Origin of the sequence: Alicyclobacillus macrosporangiidus CPP55 (assembly GCF_000702485.1) — a bacterium.
Lineage (GTDB): Bacteria > Bacillota > Bacilli > Alicyclobacillales > Alicyclobacillaceae > Alicyclobacillus_H > Alicyclobacillus_H macrosporangiidus_B.
Genome location: NZ_JNIL01000001.1, coordinates 2,669,343 through 2,687,074, shown reverse-complemented (window position 1 = coordinate 2,687,074; position 17,732 = coordinate 2,669,343). Strand labels below are relative to the sequence as shown.

General features: G+C 60.1%; 13 protein-coding genes and 2 pseudogenes. 11 read left to right on the top strand and 4 right to left on the bottom strand.

Annotation, left to right across the window (positions count from 1 at the left end; translation table 11 throughout):
• Nucleotides 1-327: 327 nt before the first annotated feature.
• Together N687_RS0113450 and N687_RS21190 are read left to right on the top strand one after the other, a co-directional pair.
• A complete protein-coding gene (locus N687_RS0113450; RefSeq protein WP_029422342.1) occupies nt 328-1,503 on the top strand; it encodes an IS110 family transposase in 1,176 nt (391 codons plus the stop codon).
• Between the two features lie 457 nt (nt 1,504-1,960).
• Nucleotides 1,961-3,177, top strand: a pseudogene (locus N687_RS21190) (IS110 family transposase).
• 135 nt (nt 3,178-3,312) lie between these two features.
• On the opposite strand, the gene N687_RS0113440 reads toward N687_RS21190, so the two are convergent.
• Nucleotides 3,313-5,637 (bottom strand): beta strand repeat-containing protein, encoded by a 2,325-nt coding sequence (locus N687_RS0113440; RefSeq protein WP_029422341.1) that lies wholly within the window; start codon nt 5,635-5,637, stop codon nt 3,313-3,315.
• Between the two features lie 794 nt (nt 5,638-6,431).
• On the opposite strand from N687_RS0113440, the gene N687_RS0113435 reads away from it, so the two are divergent.
• Complete coding sequence (locus tag N687_RS0113435; RefSeq protein ID WP_231493480.1) at nt 6,432-7,115, top strand: YigZ family protein; 684 nt, start codon at nt 6,432-6,434, stop codon at nt 7,113-7,115.
• 105 nt (nt 7,116-7,220) lie between these two features.
• Here N687_RS0113435 and N687_RS0113430 read toward each other — a convergent pair whose 3' ends face one another.
• Nucleotides 7,221-7,775 (bottom strand): hypothetical protein, encoded by a 555-nt coding sequence (locus N687_RS0113430; protein ID WP_029422339.1) that lies wholly within the window; start codon nt 7,773-7,775, stop codon nt 7,221-7,223.
• Between the two features lie 297 nt (nt 7,776-8,072).
• Here N687_RS0113430 and N687_RS0113425 point away from each other — a divergent pair, with 297 nt between their 5' ends.
• Entirely contained in the window at nt 8,073-8,696 is a 624-nt protein-coding gene (locus tag N687_RS0113425) for an RNA polymerase sigma factor (protein WP_029422338.1), read from the top strand.
• 81 nt (nt 8,697-8,777) lie between these two features.
• Here N687_RS0113425 and fabZ read toward each other — a convergent pair whose 3' ends face one another.
• Both fabZ and pgsA read right to left on the bottom strand, forming a co-directional pair.
• Nucleotides 8,778-9,215, bottom strand: coding sequence for a 3-hydroxyacyl-ACP dehydratase FabZ (gene fabZ, locus N687_RS0113420; protein WP_029422337.1), 438 nt, complete (start codon nt 9,213-9,215; stop codon nt 8,778-8,780).
• 287 nt (nt 9,216-9,502) lie between these two features.
• Nucleotides 9,503-10,042, bottom strand: coding sequence for a CDP-diacylglycerol--glycerol-3-phosphate 3-phosphatidyltransferase (gene pgsA / locus N687_RS0113415; RefSeq protein ID WP_029422336.1), 540 nt, complete (start codon nt 10,040-10,042; stop codon nt 9,503-9,505).
• A gap of 517 nt (nt 10,043-10,559) precedes the next feature.
• Here pgsA and N687_RS25170 point away from each other — a divergent pair.
• From N687_RS25170 to N687_RS0113380, 7 genes and pseudogenes are all read left to right on the top strand, one after another.
• Nucleotides 10,560-10,694, top strand: coding sequence for a hypothetical protein (locus N687_RS25170; protein WP_269320499.1), 135 nt, complete (start codon nt 10,560-10,562; stop codon nt 10,692-10,694).
• The gene (locus tag N687_RS0113405) at nt 10,691-11,083 is read left to right on the top strand and encodes a type II toxin-antitoxin system death-on-curing family toxin (protein ID WP_029422335.1); all 393 of its coding nucleotides are present in this window, start codon (nt 10,691-10,693) and stop codon (nt 11,081-11,083) included. The genes N687_RS25170 and N687_RS0113405 overlap by 4 nt, the downstream gene beginning before the upstream one ends.
• A 580-nt stretch (nt 11,084-11,663) precedes the next feature.
• Nucleotides 11,664-13,892, top strand: coding sequence for an efflux RND transporter periplasmic adaptor subunit (locus tag N687_RS0113400; protein WP_231493619.1), 2,229 nt, complete (start codon nt 11,664-11,666; stop codon nt 13,890-13,892).
• A pseudogene (locus N687_RS21185) lies at nt 13,892-14,685 on the top strand (ABC transporter ATP-binding protein). The gene N687_RS0113400 and the pseudogene N687_RS21185 overlap by 1 nt, the downstream one beginning before the upstream one ends.
• Nucleotides 14,675-15,886, top strand: coding sequence for an ABC transporter permease (locus N687_RS0113390; RefSeq protein ID WP_029422333.1), 1,212 nt, complete (start codon nt 14,675-14,677; stop codon nt 15,884-15,886). The pseudogene N687_RS21185 and the gene N687_RS0113390 overlap by 11 nt, the downstream one beginning before the upstream one ends.
• A gap of 255 nt (nt 15,887-16,141) precedes the next feature.
• Nucleotides 16,142-17,098 (top strand): ring-cleaving dioxygenase, encoded by a 957-nt coding sequence (locus N687_RS0113385; RefSeq protein WP_029422332.1) that lies wholly within the window; start codon nt 16,142-16,144, stop codon nt 17,096-17,098.
• A gap of 5 nt (nt 17,099-17,103) precedes the next feature.
• Complete coding sequence (locus N687_RS0113380; protein ID WP_231493479.1) at nt 17,104-17,721, top strand: alpha/beta hydrolase; 618 nt, start codon at nt 17,104-17,106, stop codon at nt 17,719-17,721.
• Nucleotides 17,722-17,732: the final 11 nt, after the last annotated feature.

The following is a 17,732-nucleotide window of genomic DNA, read 5'->3' as shown; positions in this document are numbered from 1 at the left end:
TGGGACTTTGTTGTGTTGGGGCAACTCGTCCGACTGCAGCAGCCTCAGATGCGATTCGTGTACCTCGGGTCGAGAGTTTGCCTCTAGCTTCCTAGTATATTGATGTCACGTACTCCGGAGGGTTTTGAGATAAAATTCTCGTAGTGGTCGGGGTACTACGGCAGCTTCCTTGGGACCATTGGTTCTCGTTCCGAAGAGTGTAGTCCCCGCCTTGCGGGAGTTTACGAACGAGCTGGATGTTGGAGGGTTTGTGCCCTGTCTCCGAATCTCAATCTAGGTTGTAGATCGCAACGTTGTGCGGATCCGACCCACTTGGAGGTACGTGTTGTGTATTTTGTTGGCATTGACATCGGTAAACGCAATCATGAAGCCTGCATCATCGATGCATCCGGCCAGATTCGGGGGAAGACGCTTCGCTTCCCAAATACTCAGGCCGGCGGCCAGAAACTAATTCAGTGGATGCGCTGCGTTGATCCCAATTTGTCATCCACCCATATCGCCATGGAGGCCACCGGGCACTACTGGCTCGTTCTGCATTCGTTCTTGCGTAAGCATGGGCTCCAGCCCAGTGTCATCAACCCGATTCAATCGGATGCATTTCGCAACATGTACATTCGCCAGACCAAGAATGATGCCAAGGATGCTTTTATCATCGCCGAGGTGCTGCGCTTCGGTCGATATACAACGACGGAATTGGCGAGTGAAGAAGTCATTGCCTTACGCCAATTGAGCCGATTTCGGTTTAGTCTGGTTGACACGATTTCCGACCTGAAACGGCAAGTCATCAGCATTCTGGACATGCTGTTTCCCGAGTACGAGCGAGTGTTTTCCGACCTGTTTGGTAAGACGTCCTCCAAGTTGCTGATGGAATACACGACGCCAGAAGAAATCCTGGCCGTGGATACGGAGGAGCTTGCTGCATTCATCGCAAAGCACAGTCGGAATCGCTTAGGTCTCGATAAAGCGGTGGAGCTGAAATCTGCTGCCAAATCATCGTTCGGGATCGATATGGCCCTTGATGCTTATCGCCTACAACTGCGCTTGCTTGTGCAACAAATTCGATTCACGGAGGAGCAGCTTGAGTCCCTCAACACTGAGATCGCGAAGCGATTAGAGGCCGTCGATAGCAACCTGGTGACGATCCCAGGCATTGGTCCTGTTTTAGCTGCTGCGATTCTCGGCGAAATCGGTGATATTTCCAGGTTCCCGACTGGAGTAAAGCTTGTTGCCTATGCTGGAATCGACCCAACGGTACGACAGTCTGGTGAATTCGCCGGCACACGTAACCGAATGTCCAAGCGAGGCTCACCATACCTTCGACGAGCTATCTGGCTGGCCGCCAGTGTCGCTAAAACGCATAACCCAATACTCCGGGAATTTTATGAACAGAAGCGAGCTGAAGGCAAGCATCCATTGGCAGCTACAGGCGCCGTCGCACGGAAGCTGACTTACATCATCCATGCCGTGCTCCGAGACCGACAGCCGTACGAACCAATCGCATGAGAACTGGGTTCTGACTGAATATTCGATTATCCGTCTGTCTTGCACAGGCTTACTAAACTACACCCTAAAACATCACTTCCCTTCAATGTTCTTAAAACTCGATGATGGACTTGACATCACATAGCTGGTCTTCGGATTCCACCTCACGATGGACACCGTTGCTCTAGGTTAGTGGTAGGTGTGTCTCCAACCCCCGTTCGGGACTTTCACCCTATAGACCCCCATGCCGCCAGCGGTACCACAATCTATGAAAATGAGGGTCAGCGATCTACTATGCTGCTAGACGGCCACATAGAGCTCGTGAGCCTCTGGTACCACGAGTCCGTCCTATAGACGGAGCGGGCGGCCTGGAGCACCACGAATTGTGGCTCCCGACATCGGGAAGCACGTACGGTAGAATTCCATCGCATCGGTCGCCACGTGGCTGTGATTCTCCTTTCGTGGGGAGTGGCAGCATATGCAGGTTGTACATGAGCGATGCTGCGGACTAGATGTTCACAAGAAGAAGGTTGTTGGCTGCGTCATCACACCTGAAACGAGGGAGGTGCGGACGTTCGACACAATGACGGATGATCTGGAGTCCATGGCTGACTGGATTCTCAGTCATGGATGCACGCATGTGGCAATGGAGAGCACAGGTGTCTTCTGGAAGCCGATTTTTAATCTGCTGGAAGACAAGGATCTCAAGGTATTGGTCGTTAACGCCCAACACATTAAGCAGGTCCCTGGCCGAAAGACGGATGTTCGGGATGCGGAATGGATAGCAGACTTACTGCGCCATGGCCTGCTCAAGGGGAGCTATATCCCCGACCGGAACCAGCGGGAACTGCGGGAGTTGGTCCGGTACCGCAAGTCTCTCATCCGAGAACGGGCCAGCGAGATCAACCGCCTGCAGAAAGTCCTTGAAGGAGCCAACATCAAGCTGGCGTCGGTGGTGAGCGACGTTGTTGGCGTATCAGGGCGGGCCATTCTCAATGAACTGATTGGCGGCAACATGGATGAATCAAAACTCAAAGAACTGGTCAAAGGGCGCCTGAGAAACAAGACCGATGAATTGGGACGGGCATTGCGTGGTGTCGTGCGTCCGCATCAACAGATGATGCTGGCCGTACAGCTGCGGCACATCGACCACCTTGATGAATTGATCGAAGAGGTTAGTAACGAAATCGAGCAACGGATGCGCCCTTTTGAGGAAGACCTCCGGCGGATTGAGACGATACCTGGGATCGGTGAACGGACAGCGGAACTGATACTGGCGGAGATCGGTACGGATATGAGCCGGTTCCCAAGTGCGCAGCACTTGGCATCCTGGGCCGGGATGTGTCCAGGCAATAATGAAAGTGCGGGGAAACGGCGAAGCGGGAAAACCCGCAAGGGGGACCCCTGGTTGCGAGAAGCCTTGGTTGAGGCAGCCCGTTCCGCTGCCAGACCAAGAACACTTACCTGTCCGCCAAGTACCACCGAATCGCCGCTCGCAGGGGGTCCAAGAGAGCGGCCGTGGCTGTGGGCCACTACATGTTGATCATCATCTATCACATGCTGGTCAACCAGACAGAATACGTGGACCTCGGGCCCACGTACCAAGAAGGGCGAAATCGGGAAAGAGTTATCCGTCGACACTTGCGTTCACTGGAGAAACTCGGTTTGACAGTAACAATCCAAGCCGCTTCCTGAAATCACCAGGAATCCACCTCAGGGCAGAGACGGGAACTTCTTTTGTGCCATTTTCACGGTAGAGACCGCCCATGCCGGGCGTACAAGGAAAAGCCCGACAGCGAATGCTGTCGGGCTTTCCACTGCGACGCTGGATTACCACTTAATTGTACCAACCTGATAGCCCGTTCCACCCCAGCTGGGATCCAGGCTGTTCCCGAAGTACAGAACCTCGTGGTTACCCGTGTTGCCGTCGCCATAGGTGAAGGCATAGGTATAACCATTCGTGGTAGACTGCGAACCAGAGTTCTGCACCGAATAAGAGCTGCCGCTGCCACCCCAGTAGCTGACGTTACCCGACTGCAACGTCAGCGTGACTTGGCCTTGGGAATTGGTAAACACGGTGATCGTGCCGAGATCCATCGCAGTCTGTCCGGTCCACGTTACGACACCCGGGATAGATAGCCCGCTGGCATACGCAACAGGCTGCGGGGTGGTCACGTAGTACAGCGGAATCGGCGTCGGCTCTGTACCATTGGTTCCCTCATTCTGCACCAGTGCTGCGCCGTTCACAGCTGTGATCCAGACATTAGTAGCTGCGCTACCAAGCTTAATCTGCGCGGAATTGTTAGCGACCGGATTGCCATTAGCATCGAGCACGGTGAACGTCACGTTGCCGCTCTGGCCCGTAAAGCTGTTGAGGCCTACGGTGGTCGGGGTGAACGTCGACGCATACGAAGGCGTCACGGCGGAATTGAACGTGGCAGTTGCCTTCGCGCTGCCGCTGGTGACCGTCAAGGTTGTACCGTTCGCGGCCACGTTCGTCAGATTGACGTAGAAGTACGGGACGCTCGTCGTACCCAACGGCAACCCGTCAACCTTCCACGTGTACGTACCACTGGAGTAGTCAGTCAAAGCCAGCTGAACCGTGGACGGAGTACCAACCTGCGCCGGCAACGCTACTCCGTTAATCTCAGAGATCTTTGCACCGTTGCTGGCCGAGATGATGTACGTAATCTCCGCGTCGGTACCCGTGATCTCGTCGCCACTCGCATCAAGCGGCACGAAGTACACTTCCTGATCTCCAGGCAAGCCACTCACGCTGGTGTCAGTCGGCGTGTACGAGCTGGTGGGCTGGAACGCAGACACACCAATGGACGCGAGAGAGGTCGACGGGGCAGCAGGATTCGAGTACGAAATCTCCGTGCTGGCAGCCGGGTTACCGGACGCCGAAGCCCCCTGCCACACGTTCACATAGACATTTTCCTCGTTGTAGTCGTTTACCCAAACCGTGGCCTGGCCATTGGCGTCAGTGTAAGTCGTGTAATAGTTATTGGCCGAGATGCTCGCACCGGAGCTATTAGCGAAGAACGCGTGCAGGTTACCCAACGTTGTGGCACCAGCACCTGTGTTCGCCTGCGCGAGAACGAAGGTCACCTGCTGACCGGCAGCTGGCTTGTTGTTGATCTCAGGGAGAGTCACTGTCACCGGAACAAGTCCAGCCGTCGGATTGGACGCGCTGGAGGTGTCCGCACTGTAATCCCCGCTTGGCGTCAAGATAGCATCGTCATTCACGAAGCCAACGTACACCGTTTGCGATACGGTCTTACCGTTGTTGCTATACGGTGCGTCGATTTCCAGCTCGTAGGAACCGATGCCTCCCACGGTGAATGTTGCGGTACCCGTGGAGTCGGTTGTGACGGTAGCGGTATAGCCGTCGGTCGCGTTGCCACCAATGGAAGCAAAGGTATTGCCCTGTTGCACCGTGGGTTGTACCGTGCTTCCGGTGAATGTAAGCGACAAGCTCGCGTTGGCAACCGCGTTGCCGTTGGCGTCCGTGAGCTTCGTGGACACAGTGATCGTACCGCCGGACTCATTGATAGCAGGGGACGTTTGCTGTCCACTACCAACCGTCTGACCAGTGAGGGTCGGAGTGCTCAGTGCTGCACCGTTAACGACGTTAGCCGGGGATGTCACGGTCAAGCCTTGCGACCCATCCCAGCTCGCACTAAAACCAATGGCCTTGAACACGTTGTTGACATAGTACACCGGGAAGTAGGTCGTCTCTTGAGAACCACCAGCCGGGTCCTTGTGCGAGAAGGTATTGATCTTCTTCACAGGAACCCCGTTGATGCTGATGGTTGTGTTCCCGGTACCGAGTCCACCCGCCACGCTGACCTTGGACGGATCGATATTCGGCGCGACAATGTTCCAGGTGTGCGTGTTGCCGTCCCAGAAAGCCTGGTAACCAGCAGCCTTCAAGGCCTGGTTAAAGTAATAGATACCGAAGTAGGCCGTCACGTTGCCGGAATCGAGAGCGGTCAACACGTATGGATTGGAGATCGTGTTGCCGTTGACGACAACCGGTTTCGTGCCTGCCACCGTTGCACTGTTGTTCGTCGTCGTCCCGGCGAAAGCTGCCGGGGTCATGGCACCCAGTACCAACGACGCCGCAGCGATACCTGTAAGCGCACGTTTCAAGTCTCTTTCTCCTCCTTGACACTTCAAATGTGAAGCTTGGTACTGAATGGGTTGGTGACGAGTCACCAAAGGCGTTGATCTCGTCCCTGTCCCCACGTTCCTCGTCTTGTGGTGCCTCTCGTATGTATCGGCCGTGAACGCCAATGCGACCGACCTACGCGTCCCGTGCCAATCCATCTCGAGAGTCCGGCCAAGACGCCTCCCGCGGGAAGACATCCCTCCCTTCAGTGCGGTGTATCCCCCTGTAAAACTCTATCAGGTGCGTGCGCGGTTTCGCGCATACACCCAGAATTACGACAAAGATGTCGAATCTCCTTTTACAAATCGGGGGAATTTCTAGATTGCCAAGGAACACGCCCGGCAGCAGCCGAGAAAGTCCGTCTCAGTGGTATGTATTCCGGCGATACTGCGGGCATCTTACTCACTCGGCATTATACTGATAATACCGAGCATAGTAAAGTCCCGGCGGCAAAATTGCTAGCGCATTTTCGCCGGCACCTCCCATTGTAATGAACGAGGTCTGGCATGCAATCGTAATTGAAACCAACAGTGCAAGTCTACTGGAAGCGTTGCCAGTTTAGAACCAGGCTAGGCCGCGAACCTTCCGGTTCGGGGCGGAATGGGCTGCCTTGCGACACCCGGCTGACCCGCGTGAGGACAGGCCTTTCCCTTGCACGCCCATTATGACGAAGTATACTGAGGGGATGTTACAGGGTTTTCGGCGCGGATCGACAAAAATTTTAGCGCGGCCTAGCCGCAGCGGCGGGGATTGCCGCTGAGGAGGTGAACGGCGAGTGAGCGGGACTGCCGAAGAATTCATCATGCCGGATGCCGCCTGTCAGGCGGAGTTGGTCATCAAGAAGTCCCGCTTCATCGGCCACCTGGTGCCGGCCCGTACGGTAGAGGAGGCGGAGGCGGCACTCGAAGCAATCCGTACAGAGCACAAGACAGCGACGCACAACTGCTACGCCTACCGGGTCGGGACCGGGGTGCCCGTCGAGCGGTTCTCTGACGACGGGGAGCCGAGCGGGACCGCCGGGCGCCCCATCTTGGAGGTGCTTCGTCGCCGGCCTGTGACCAATGCCCTGGTGGTGGTCACGCGGTACTTCGGCGGCGTACTGCTCGGCGCCAATGGTCTCGTGCGGGCATATGCCGATGCGACGAGCCACGTGATCGACCGTGCGGTGCTGTTGCACTGCAGGCCGCTTTGCAAACTGGATGTGGTCTGCGACTACGGTCAGTACGGCCGTCTGGAGCACGCCCTCACACAGACCGGGCGGACGCTCGTAGATCGGGCCTTCGCGGAGACCGTGTCCTTCTCCCTCTGGGTCCCGGCGGAAGAGGTAGAGGCCGTAGCGAATGACATCGTGGATGTCAGCCACGGCCAAGCGGAGGTGACGCGGCATCCCGCCCAGTACGCCGGGGTGCGGCCGGACGGGAGCCTGGTCTTCGACGTGTTGCCCGAGGACGGCCCGTAGCACCTGAAGGGGCGGGCGCCGAGCCGGGCCGCCGGGGCTCGGCCACCGGCGCGGACTGCCGGCCCGCAGGCAAGCGGCACCGGCCCGCACCCGGCACGTCTTTCGTCAATGCGGCTGGATCCGCCGCTTCATGAGGTAGAACTGAAAGTACTCCGCCGTGTCGATCTTCGCATGAAAGTGCCCCACACGCATCAGGGCTTCCAGCACCGCGCCCGACCGAAGCGTCACACGGACCGTGGGGCGTTCCACGCCGGGGACCGCCTCCACCCGCTCGATGCGCTCCATCGCCACATACCCCATTGCCCCGTCGTTGCGCCAGCGGCGATCTTGGTACGAACGCGCCTTGAACGCGAAGAACATCAGACCGCGGGAGGCAATCGGCAGAGGCGGCGTCTGCCGGTGGCGGGTCGCCGCGTAGAAGTGCCTCCGCAACCCGCTCAGGTCAATGGCGTGGTATTTCGCCACCCGCTGCAGCAGACTCTTCGGCGTCAGGCCAAAGTACGCCCGCCCGCCGTTTTCGTAGTGCACCCGGCAGGCGTTCCCGTGCCCCTCAATGTACATGGGCTCCCACGCCTCTATGTACGGAATCCACTGCTCGTCGGGAGGCATCAGGTGCCGTTCCAGATACGCCGGCACACCGGGTTCAAGCGTGTGCCACACGGGAATTCACCATCTCCTTCCACTCTCGTCGCCCTTCTCGGGCCTTCCTGAATTTCATAACCCTACCAGTGAGTATAGTAGATTCCTCGTTGAATTAAAAGATAAACGTTTAGAATTTCAGACTTGTGATGAAGTCAGTCCATTTTGACGATACAAGGGTTGGGAATTCATCGGTGATTGGCGAGTCAGGCATCGAAAGGAGCGAGCATATCTGTCTTCGATCCGCGCCTCTTCTCCCCCGTACGCTGAAGCTGCGCGCAATCTTTGGAGGCCGGCCTCCACCAGGAGCGGGTGCAGGTGGAGCAGCGAAAGGATTGGGTGGCCGAGGTGTTGGCCGCCCAGCAGGGGGATGCGCTGGCAATGGCCGAGTTGGTGTCGGAGTTCTCCAACGTGGTGTTGGCGGCGGCACGGCGCTACCGCGGAGTGTGGTACGAGGATGCGGTGCAGGAAGGCTACATCGCCCTCATGACCGCCGTGTACGCCTATGACCCAGGCCGATCGGTGCCCTTCCCCGCCTTCCTGCAGGCGAAGGTGCGCGGCAATGTGCGCTCCGCCATGCGCCGGGAGTGGAGGCGGCAGGTGCGATGGGTGTACGACGGCGGGGGGCCCGAGGACGAGGGATGGGACGCCGTGTGGGACCGGGCGCAAGCCCGCGGGGACGGCGGCGCAAGCGCTTTGGGGTCCACGGCGCTGGCGGGCGGACGGGCCGGGGTGCCCGAAGCGGCCCTGGAGGCGGAATGGCGGATCTTGTTCGTCCAGGCCGGGCTCAGCCCCCGCGAGCGGATCGGCGTTGAGGCGCTCGTCGAGGGCTGGACGCTCCCCGAGCTGGCCGCCCGATTTGGGGTGGACCGGGAGACGTGCAAGACGTGGCGCAAGCGCGGCCTGAGAAAACTCCGGGCCGCGCTGCGGGAGACGGATTGAGCCGTTGGGGACCGAGGCGCCCAACCGAGGGTACGGTGCGGCCCGGGGCCAAACGGCAGGGCGGCCGCGGGCGCATGGCGTTCAGCCGAGGGCGAAGAGGATCTCGCCCTCAGCAACCACCTTGTCGTCCACCTTGGCGACGCCGTGGCCCTTGCCCATGCTGCCACGTAGGCGATCGATGTACGTCTCCATCTCCAGGCGGTCGCCCGGGCGGACTTGGCCGCGGAAACGGGCGTGATCGATCCCCGCGAACATCGGCAGCTTGTCCTTCAGCTCCGGCACGGTCAGCAGCGCGATGCCACCGAGCTGAGCCATCGCCTCCATGATGAGGACGCCCGGCATCAGGTTGTAGTCCGGGAAATGGCCGTTGAAGTGAGGTTCGTTGGCGGTCACGTTCTTGATGCCCGCGGCGAATTTGCCCGGTTCGAGGGCGACGACGCGATCGACCAGCAAGAGCGGGTAACGATGCGGCAGGATCTTGCGGATGTCCTCCGCGTACAGGGGCAAGGTCCATTCCATCGGGATCCCTCCAAGGTGAGTGCGTGTTTATAATCCCCGGCGCACCTGCGCACAATAGGACCAATCCCACCGGGACTCGCGCCCGGGGGGTTGGCATAGGTGTTGGGCTCGTCCGCAGACCGAATGCGCCGGGGCGATGAGGGCGATTGCCGGAGCCGCGTGCGCGGCGGCGGACGGGCCGCAGCACCGTGTGTCACGCTGGATTCGCGGGGTCAGGCAGCTTGGGAACGCGAACTTCGGTTGCGTACATACCGGGCGGCCGCCCCGCCGCCTCCGGCATCCGCCGTTCAGAGGACGCGCCGGTGAACGTCGATGAGCTCCATGTTGACGAGATAGATGAGCATCGCGACGTAGGACAGGATCACGGTGAACCACAGCAGGCCGAGCACCACAGCGGGGCTCGGCCATGCGAGCATGACCGCGCAGATGGTAACGTAGTAGCAGACGGTCGAGGCCTTCCCCCACCGGTTCGCCTTCGGCACAGCCCGTTTCCCCTGAAAATAAAAGAACGTGCCGCCCAGGATCATCGAGGCGTCGCGCAGCAGCAAGAGCCCCGCCACCAGCCAGGGCACGCGATCCGATTCTATCAACGTAAAAAACACCGCCAACATCATGCATTTGTCGGCGAGCGGATCGAGCAGCTGTCCGGCCTGGGTCGTCTGCCCGCGCCGGCGGGCGAGGTACCCGTCGAGGACGTCGGTTGCGCCAGCCAACAGCAGGATGAGCAGCGCCCCGACCTTGTGTTCGCTGTCGGTCGCGTAAAAGGCCCACAGATATAACGGGATGAGGACAAAACGAAACAACGTCAACGTATTGGGGAGATTCACCGGTAAACCCCCTCTTATCCATGGTCATTATATCGTCCGCTGCGCCAGAGGTGCAATGAGGAGGCGTCCAAAGAATGGTAGGGGATATGCGACTTTCTGGGGACGGGGTGCCCCGGATGGGGCTGGCCTCCGGGTTTACGACGCGGAGGGGGTCGGGTCCAGGCCTTAAACGAGGCTGCGCGGCGGGCCGGTCACTATCATTTTCACTATCATTTGTTCGGCCGACCCGGACGGGCCCGCCTTAGTACTGCATGTGGAAGGCTGGACAAGAAGAGAACGCCTCATCAGGACCTAGCCCGCGGATGCTTGGGCAATGCCTGACCTGCGAGACGTTTGATCGCCTGCGCGAGTTGATGAGCGACGGCTCTATACCTGAGGAGCGGATGGCGAATGTAGTTCGGTAGAGCCCATAGGTAATGTATGATAGACCTCTTATAAAATTGCGGGTACAATGGATACACACTCCCTGAATGAGCTTGGCATATATATGTCAAAGCTGTTCTGGGAGGTGTAGCTGGTGAAGGAAGGAGACGATTCCATGTCTCTGAACACCAAGGAGCAGCCTAAGGTGCGCAATACGCCGATTCGAAGGATTGTGGAGCAGGCCTGCAAAGAAAATGACAGCCTGCTCCGGAGGCTGTCAAAGAGTTGATTCAATACCTTTCGGCCGATGATATTCGTCAAATTCACGCCGAGGCCATTGAACGATACGGCGGTGTGCCCGGCGAACATGAGCCAGGAGCGATTGAATTCATGGCCCAGAAGCCCAAGATGGAGATATATGGGTCGGAATTGTATCCTGGCTTATTTCTTAAGGCTGCGGTGTACCTTGAAGGTTTCGCCACGCGACAATTCTTCGTGGATGGTAACAAACGTACGGCATTCCTTTGCGCCTGGACCTTCTTGTACCTGAACGGCTTTCACTTGGTTGTGGACCAAGACGATGGCTATGCGTTTTGCATGCGCGTAGCTAATGGACAAGCGGGGCTTGAGGAGATTGCGGAATGGCTTCACGAACATAGCCACTCATTGCCCGTCTAGTGACGGGTTCTTGATTTCTTATGTCCCAAATGACCCAAAGCGATTATCCGATTTCGCCGGTTAAAGTGGGGTCTCAGCCGGGGCCGACAGCTGCTCCGCCGCCATGAGAGCCAGGTTTTCGTATTAATGGCACACCCGGACGAGCCTCGGGCGCCGATTTTGTAAGAGGAGCTGGTTTAACCTGCCGCCCCATCGCAGGCGAAGGCTGTTGAACATGGGGCTTTTGTACGAGAACCTGGCTTACGGTCAGCGACGGCACGGGCGGTACGCAGGGTGCCCGCGCTGAGGATGGGGCCTGGAGACCGATCGGGCAATATCATCTTTGGTTGGCGCGCCCGTTGGACCCGCCTTCCGTCCCGGGAAGGGCGGCCACGAAGAGCACGCGGCTGCGAAAACAACGAGCTGCCCTATCCAAACCCGCGTTTGCCTCATAAACTTTCAGCCAACTTTCAGCTAGAGACGGTGGTTTACAGATTAAAATGTTGATCGGGTGACTGCTCACTGCTGCGGCACGAGGTGCCCTTCCGCTTGCCAGGGCGGGCTGATTGCAATACCAGAGAGGGAGGAAGCAGAATTGAGCGTGAACATGGAGACCCGCTCATTGGAGCTCAAGCCGCGGCGAAAGTCCCGGCGAAAATGGCTATATGGCGGCATTGCACTGGTCGTGGTGCTCGGAACAGGCATTCCGCTGACCATTCACCGGCTGCGTGCCACAAACGCGGCGTCGGCGTACCAACTGTACACGGTTCGGTATGGGTCCATCACGCAGACGGTGTCCGCAACCGGCACCATCCAGGCACCGAGCGAGGTCGATCTGGATTTTCAAGGCTCCACCGGTTCGGCGGTGGTCACGGCGGTGAACGTAAAAGTTGGAGACAAGGTGAAAAAAGGGCAGGTACTGGCCCGTATTGACGATTCCAGTGCGAAGATCCAGCTGCAACAGGCCCAGGCGAGCCTCGCGTCGGCTCAGGCGCGATTGGCTCAGGATCAACAGGGGGCCAGCAGCGCGCAGATTGCCATGGACAAGTTGAACGTGGAGAAGGCGCAAACAGCCCTTCAGCAAGCGCAGCAGGCCTATCAAAATCAGCTGGCGGCGTACAATGACCGCACCAGCGACATGACGCAGCTGCAAAACGCACAGAATGCGGTTACGGTAGCACAGCAGAACCTGAACATGACGCTGGACAACGACAAACGCACGTTGGCCAACGACCAGGCCACACTTCAGAAAGATCAACAAGCGCTTCAGGACACCATTGCTCAATACGGCAACGTCACCAAAGAACAGGTTCAGCAGGCGTATCAGGCCTACGAGAGCGCACAGAGCTTGTACATCAATTGGCAGAAGGCGGGATACACAGGGTCCAACCCGTACCAGTCGGTGATGAACACAGCTCAGACCGAATATCAGGCGCTGAACACGGCCTATACCGCCATTCAGAGCGCCCAACAGGCGGTCGACAATGACCAACAAAAGATCGCAGCGGACCAAGCACAACTGAACAACGATCAACAGAAATACCAAGAACAATTGAACGAAGCCCAGCAGAACTTACAATTGGCGCAACAGCAGTTCAACGACCGGACGAGCGCGCAGCAAGCCCTTGACAACGCGAAAAACGCGGTTACCAATGCAGAACAGGCCTTGAAGCAAGCGCAGCTCACGCTGCAAAACGATCAACAGCCCGCAAACAACGCGACCCTCGCGTCGGATCAGGCGGCGGTGGCGAACGCTCAAGCTCAGGTGGAGCAGGCGCAGCTGGCACTTCAGCAGACGCAGCTGACGGCGCCGATTGACGGCGTGGTGACAGCGGTCAATGCGACGGTGGGGCAAAAGCCCGGTTCGACGTCGGGCGGCTCGTCGTCGAGCGCCTCTTCCTCGTCGGTCATTGTCATCCAAGACCTCAACTCCCACGACCTGCAGGCGAGCCTCAGCGTGAGCGAGTCGCAGATTGGCTCCGTGCAGCCGGGCCAATCGGTGACCATCACGGTGCCGGCGTACCCGAACGACACGTTCCAGGGCACCGTCGTCGAGGTGTACCCTACGCCGCAGGTGACGCAGAACGTCACCCAGTACACGGTGATCGCGACGGTGGACAACAGCTCGGGCAAGCTGAAGCCGGGCATGACGGCGAGCGCCATCATCACGACGGCGCAGAAGACCCACGTGCTGACGGTGCCCGCTATCGCGCTCCACCAGATGGGCAACTTCGAGGGCGTGTACGTGGTCGGGACACCGGCCGGGCGAGCCGGCGGCAATGCGACGCGGGGTGCCAACGGCTCAGGTGCGGCCGAGAACGGCTCCGGCTTTGGTGGCGGCTATGGCGGCGGACGCCGCGGCTTCGGCGGGTCCGGGAACAGCACTGGCGAGGCCAGCGGATTCGGCGGATCGGGGGCCGCGGGCGGCTCCGGAGGCTTCGGCGGAGGTGCCGGTGGATTCGGGGGTGCGAACGGATCGACCGGGTCCGCAGGCGCGAGCGGCGCAAGCGGTCGCGCCGACAACGGGAACGCCGGCGGGCGGTCCGGGTCCGGGGCGCGATCGAACGGCAACGGCAACAGCCTCATCCCGCCGGGCACCTACTTCCAGCCGGTGCAGATTGGCCTGATGGGATCGAACACGGTCGAGATCACGGCGGGGCTGCAGGAGGGTGAACAGATTGTCCTGGTGCTGCCTGAGCAGACGGCACAGGCCCAGGCGCAGGCGGCGAGCAGCGGGCGCGGCTTCGGGTTCGGCCTCGGCGGGTTCGGCGGCGGTGGCGGCGGATTCGCAGGCGGTGGCGCGCGCGGCGGAGGGGGCGGACGCGGCTGATGAGCCTGATTGAGATCCGCGACCTGGTGCGCGAGTACGTGATCGGCGGACAGGTGATCCGCGCCCTGAACGGGGTGAACCTGACCATCGAGCGGGGCGAATTCGTCGCCATCATGGGGCCGTCGGGATCCGGGAAGTCGACGATGATGAACATGATCGGCTGCCTGGACGTGCCGACCTCGGGCCGGTACGTGTTGGACGGGTACGACGTGTCGGCCCTGTCGGAGGACCAGCTCGCGGAGCTGCGAAACCAGAAGATCGGGTTCGTGTTCCAGAACTTCAACCTGCTGCCGCGCATGACGGCGCTGGAGAACGTGGAGCTGCCGATGCTGTACGCCGGGGTGCCCCCCGCGAGCGGCGGGAGCGAGCGATGGAGGCCCTGGCGCGGGTGGGGTTGGAGAATCGGATGCACAACCGGCCGAACGAGCTGTCGGGCGGGCAGCAACAGCGGGTGTCGATCGCGCGGGCACTCGTCAACCACCCGGTCCTTCTGTTGGCCGACGAGCCCACAGGGGCGCTGGACAGCCGCACGACGGAGGACATCCTGGGATTGTTCGAGGAGCTGCACGAACAGGGCAACACGATTGTGCTGGTGACCCACGAGCCGGACGTCGGCCGGCGGGCGAAGCGGATTGTCCGCTTCCGCGACGGCCGTGTGGAGGCGGACGAGGTGGTGGGCGCTGGCCCGGGGGAGGCTGGGGCTGCGGCGGAAGCGACGGCCGCCAGCACGGTGGAAGCCGGCGCCGCGGCCGACGCCCCTGCGGAACAGGAGGTGGCGCGGCGTGGCGATTGAGATTATCCGGGTGGCGTGGCGCAGCCTCCGGGCGAACAAACTTCGATCCTTCCTCACCATGCTCGGCATCATCATCGGCGTGATGGCGGTCATCCTGAGCTCGGCCATCGGACTGGGGACGAAAAACGGCGTGACGAGGTCGGTGGAGAGCCTGGGATCGAACGTGCTGACGGTGATGCGCGGATCGGCCCAGTCGCGCGGCATCAGCCAGGGAGTGGGCAGCGCGACGACGATGACGGCGGGCGACGTGCAGCAGATCCTGGATCAGGACCCGGACGTCGCCTACGCCTCCCCGGTGGTGACGACGAATGCCCAGGTGGTCTACGGATCGAACAACACCAACACGTCCATCGTGGGCACGAACGACTCGTATGCGGCCATCCGCAACGTGACGATACAACAGGGCCGCTATCTGATGGCTCAGGATGTGATCTCGGCGTCGCACGTGGCGGTGCTGGGCAGCTCGGTGGCGCAGACGCTCTTCGGAGGACGCAACCCGGTGGGCGAGACCATCCTGATTCAGAGCATCCCGTTTGAGGTCATCGGCGTCGCGGCGCCGCAGGGCGCGAACGGGTTGGCCAGCGCGGACGACATGATCAACATCCCGTACACCACGGAGACGAGCCTGCTGACGGGCAACAACCGGATCAACCAGATTGTCGCGTCGGCCAAGTCGCCTGACGTCATGTACCGTGCGCAGCTGGAAATCGAGTCGACGCTGCGCGTGGCCCACCAGTTGAAGGCGGGCATGGCGGACGACTTCAACATCCTGAACCAGACCACGGTGCTCAACACCCTGGGCAACATCACGCAGATGCTGACGCTTCTCCTGGACGGCATTTCTGCGATCTCGCTGCTGGTCGGCGGCATCGGCATCATGAACATCATGCTGGTGTCGGTGACGGAGCGCACGCGCGAGATCGGCATCCGCAAGGCCATCGGCGCGAAGAAGGGCGTGATTTTGTTCCAGTTCCTGCTGGAGTCGCTGACGCTGAGCGTGGCGGGTGCGCTGATGGGCGTGGCGATCGGCGGGATCGGCGCGCTGGTGGCGGGCCGGCTGATGAATGCGGGCAACCTGTTCTCGCCGGTGGCGGCGGGGCTGGGCGTGGTGTTCTCGGTGGTGATCGGGATTGTGTTCGGCGTGTACCCTGCGCGCAAGGCGGCGAATCTGAAACCGATTGACGCGCTGCGGTTTGAGTGAAGACATGGTTTGATTGGCGGGCTCGGGACGGGCCCGCCTTTCCCTTTCATAAGACAGACCGGCGACGGAGCAGCGCCCGCCATTCTTCCCATATTAAAGTGCATTGACAAAGTAAAGTTACTATACTATTGTTATTTACGGTTAGATAAAGCAGATGGCGCACACGCGAAAACCCGGCAGGTCCCGCGGACACCTTATGGATGCGGATGGGGCCCGGACGTGTGGCTTCCATCCGGCGAAGGGAGCTGAGCAAACGTGAGTCAAGGCATTCTGGGGATTCATCACGTCACTGCCCTGGCGGGTGACGCACAGAAGAACGTGGATTTTTACGTGGGTGTTCTGGGACTCCGGTTGGTGAAAAAAACGGTGAACTTTGATGCACCGGATGTGTATCACTTTTATTACGGGGACACCATCGGCAATCCCGGAACCATCATGACATTTTTCCCGTTCGGGGAAGGTCCGTGGGGAACGAGCGGAGCCGGTCAGGCGACGGTGACCTCGTTTTCCATTCGTCCAGAGTCGGTTGGATTCTGGACCGAGCGGATGAAGGAGCATGGCGTGTCATTCAGCGGGCCGGAAGAACGATCGCAGCAAAGACAGGTCATCTCGTTTCGCGATCCCGATGGCGTCGCCCTGGAATTGGTCGCCCATGAAGGGGCCGATTCGCGGCCGGGATGGGCCGATGGGCCGGTGCCCGGGGAGCACACCATTCGAGGGTTCTACGCTGTGACGATAAAAGTCAGAAACCACGCGCCGACCTCCGCGCTTCTGAGGGATGTGATGGGATTTCGTTTGCTGGAACAGGCCGGGCGGCGTCACCGGTATGAGGTGGGCGAAGGCGGAGCCGGAACCATCGTAGACGTCATTCATCAGGAAGACGCCCCGTACGGGAGAAATTCCATCGGAACCGTTCACCATGTCGCATGGCGCGTGGGCGACGAGGACGAGCTTCTCCGGTGGCAGTCCAGGCTCACGAAGGCCGGGATGCGCGTGACCGAGGTGCGCGATCGCAACTATTTCAAGTCGATCTATTTTCGTGAACCAGGCGGCGTGCTGTTCGAACTCGCCACCGATCCGCCGGGATTTGCAATTGACGAACCGGTTGAAACCCTGGGCACGGATTTGAAGCTGCCGAAATGGCTGGAGTCGTCCCGCGCACAGTTGGAAGCCAAGTTGCCACCCGTTCAATCCCCCGCCGTGGCGAGGTGAGGCAGGTGGACTTCATCCACAAGTTTACCCCGTCCCGCGCAGGGGATGACGCGATCACGCTGGTACTCTTACACGGAACGGGCGGCAACGAGGAAGACCTGATCCCCCTCGGACAGTTCCTGGCCCCTGACGCGGCGATGTTGGGGATTCGGGGCAAGGTCCTTGAAGGAACGGCCCCCCGATTCTTTCGCCGACTCGCGGAGGGCGTGTTCGACGAACAGGATCTCATCTTCCGCACGCACGAGCTGGCTCGGTTCCTTGAGGAAGCCACCCGGGTGTACGCTCTGAATCCCTCCCGGCTGGTGGCGGTGGGCTATTCCAACGGGTCCAACATCGCGGCCAGTTTGCTCCTGCTGGAGCCAAGCGTTCTGTCGGCGGCGGTGTTGTTCCGGGCGATGGTCCCGCTTGAACCCGAGACCCTTCCGGACCTTCACGGGAAACCCGTCCTGCTGCTGTCCGGAAGGCACGATCCCATTGTCCCACCGGACAACAGCAACCGGTTGGCGAAACTGCTCAAACAGGCAGGCGCGGCGGTCACGCTGCACTGGCAGAACGCCGGACACGGCTTGACCCAGGCCGAACTGGCGATAGCACAAGCGTGGATGAAACATCTCGCGCTGTGACGGGACGCCCG

Bases quoted from the DNA above. Each gene is read 5' to 3' on its own strand.
- fabZ (WP_029422337.1), bottom strand. From the start codon at position 9,215: ATGGAATGGACCTTGCCCCTGTACGCGGAGGACATCCGCAAGATCCTG.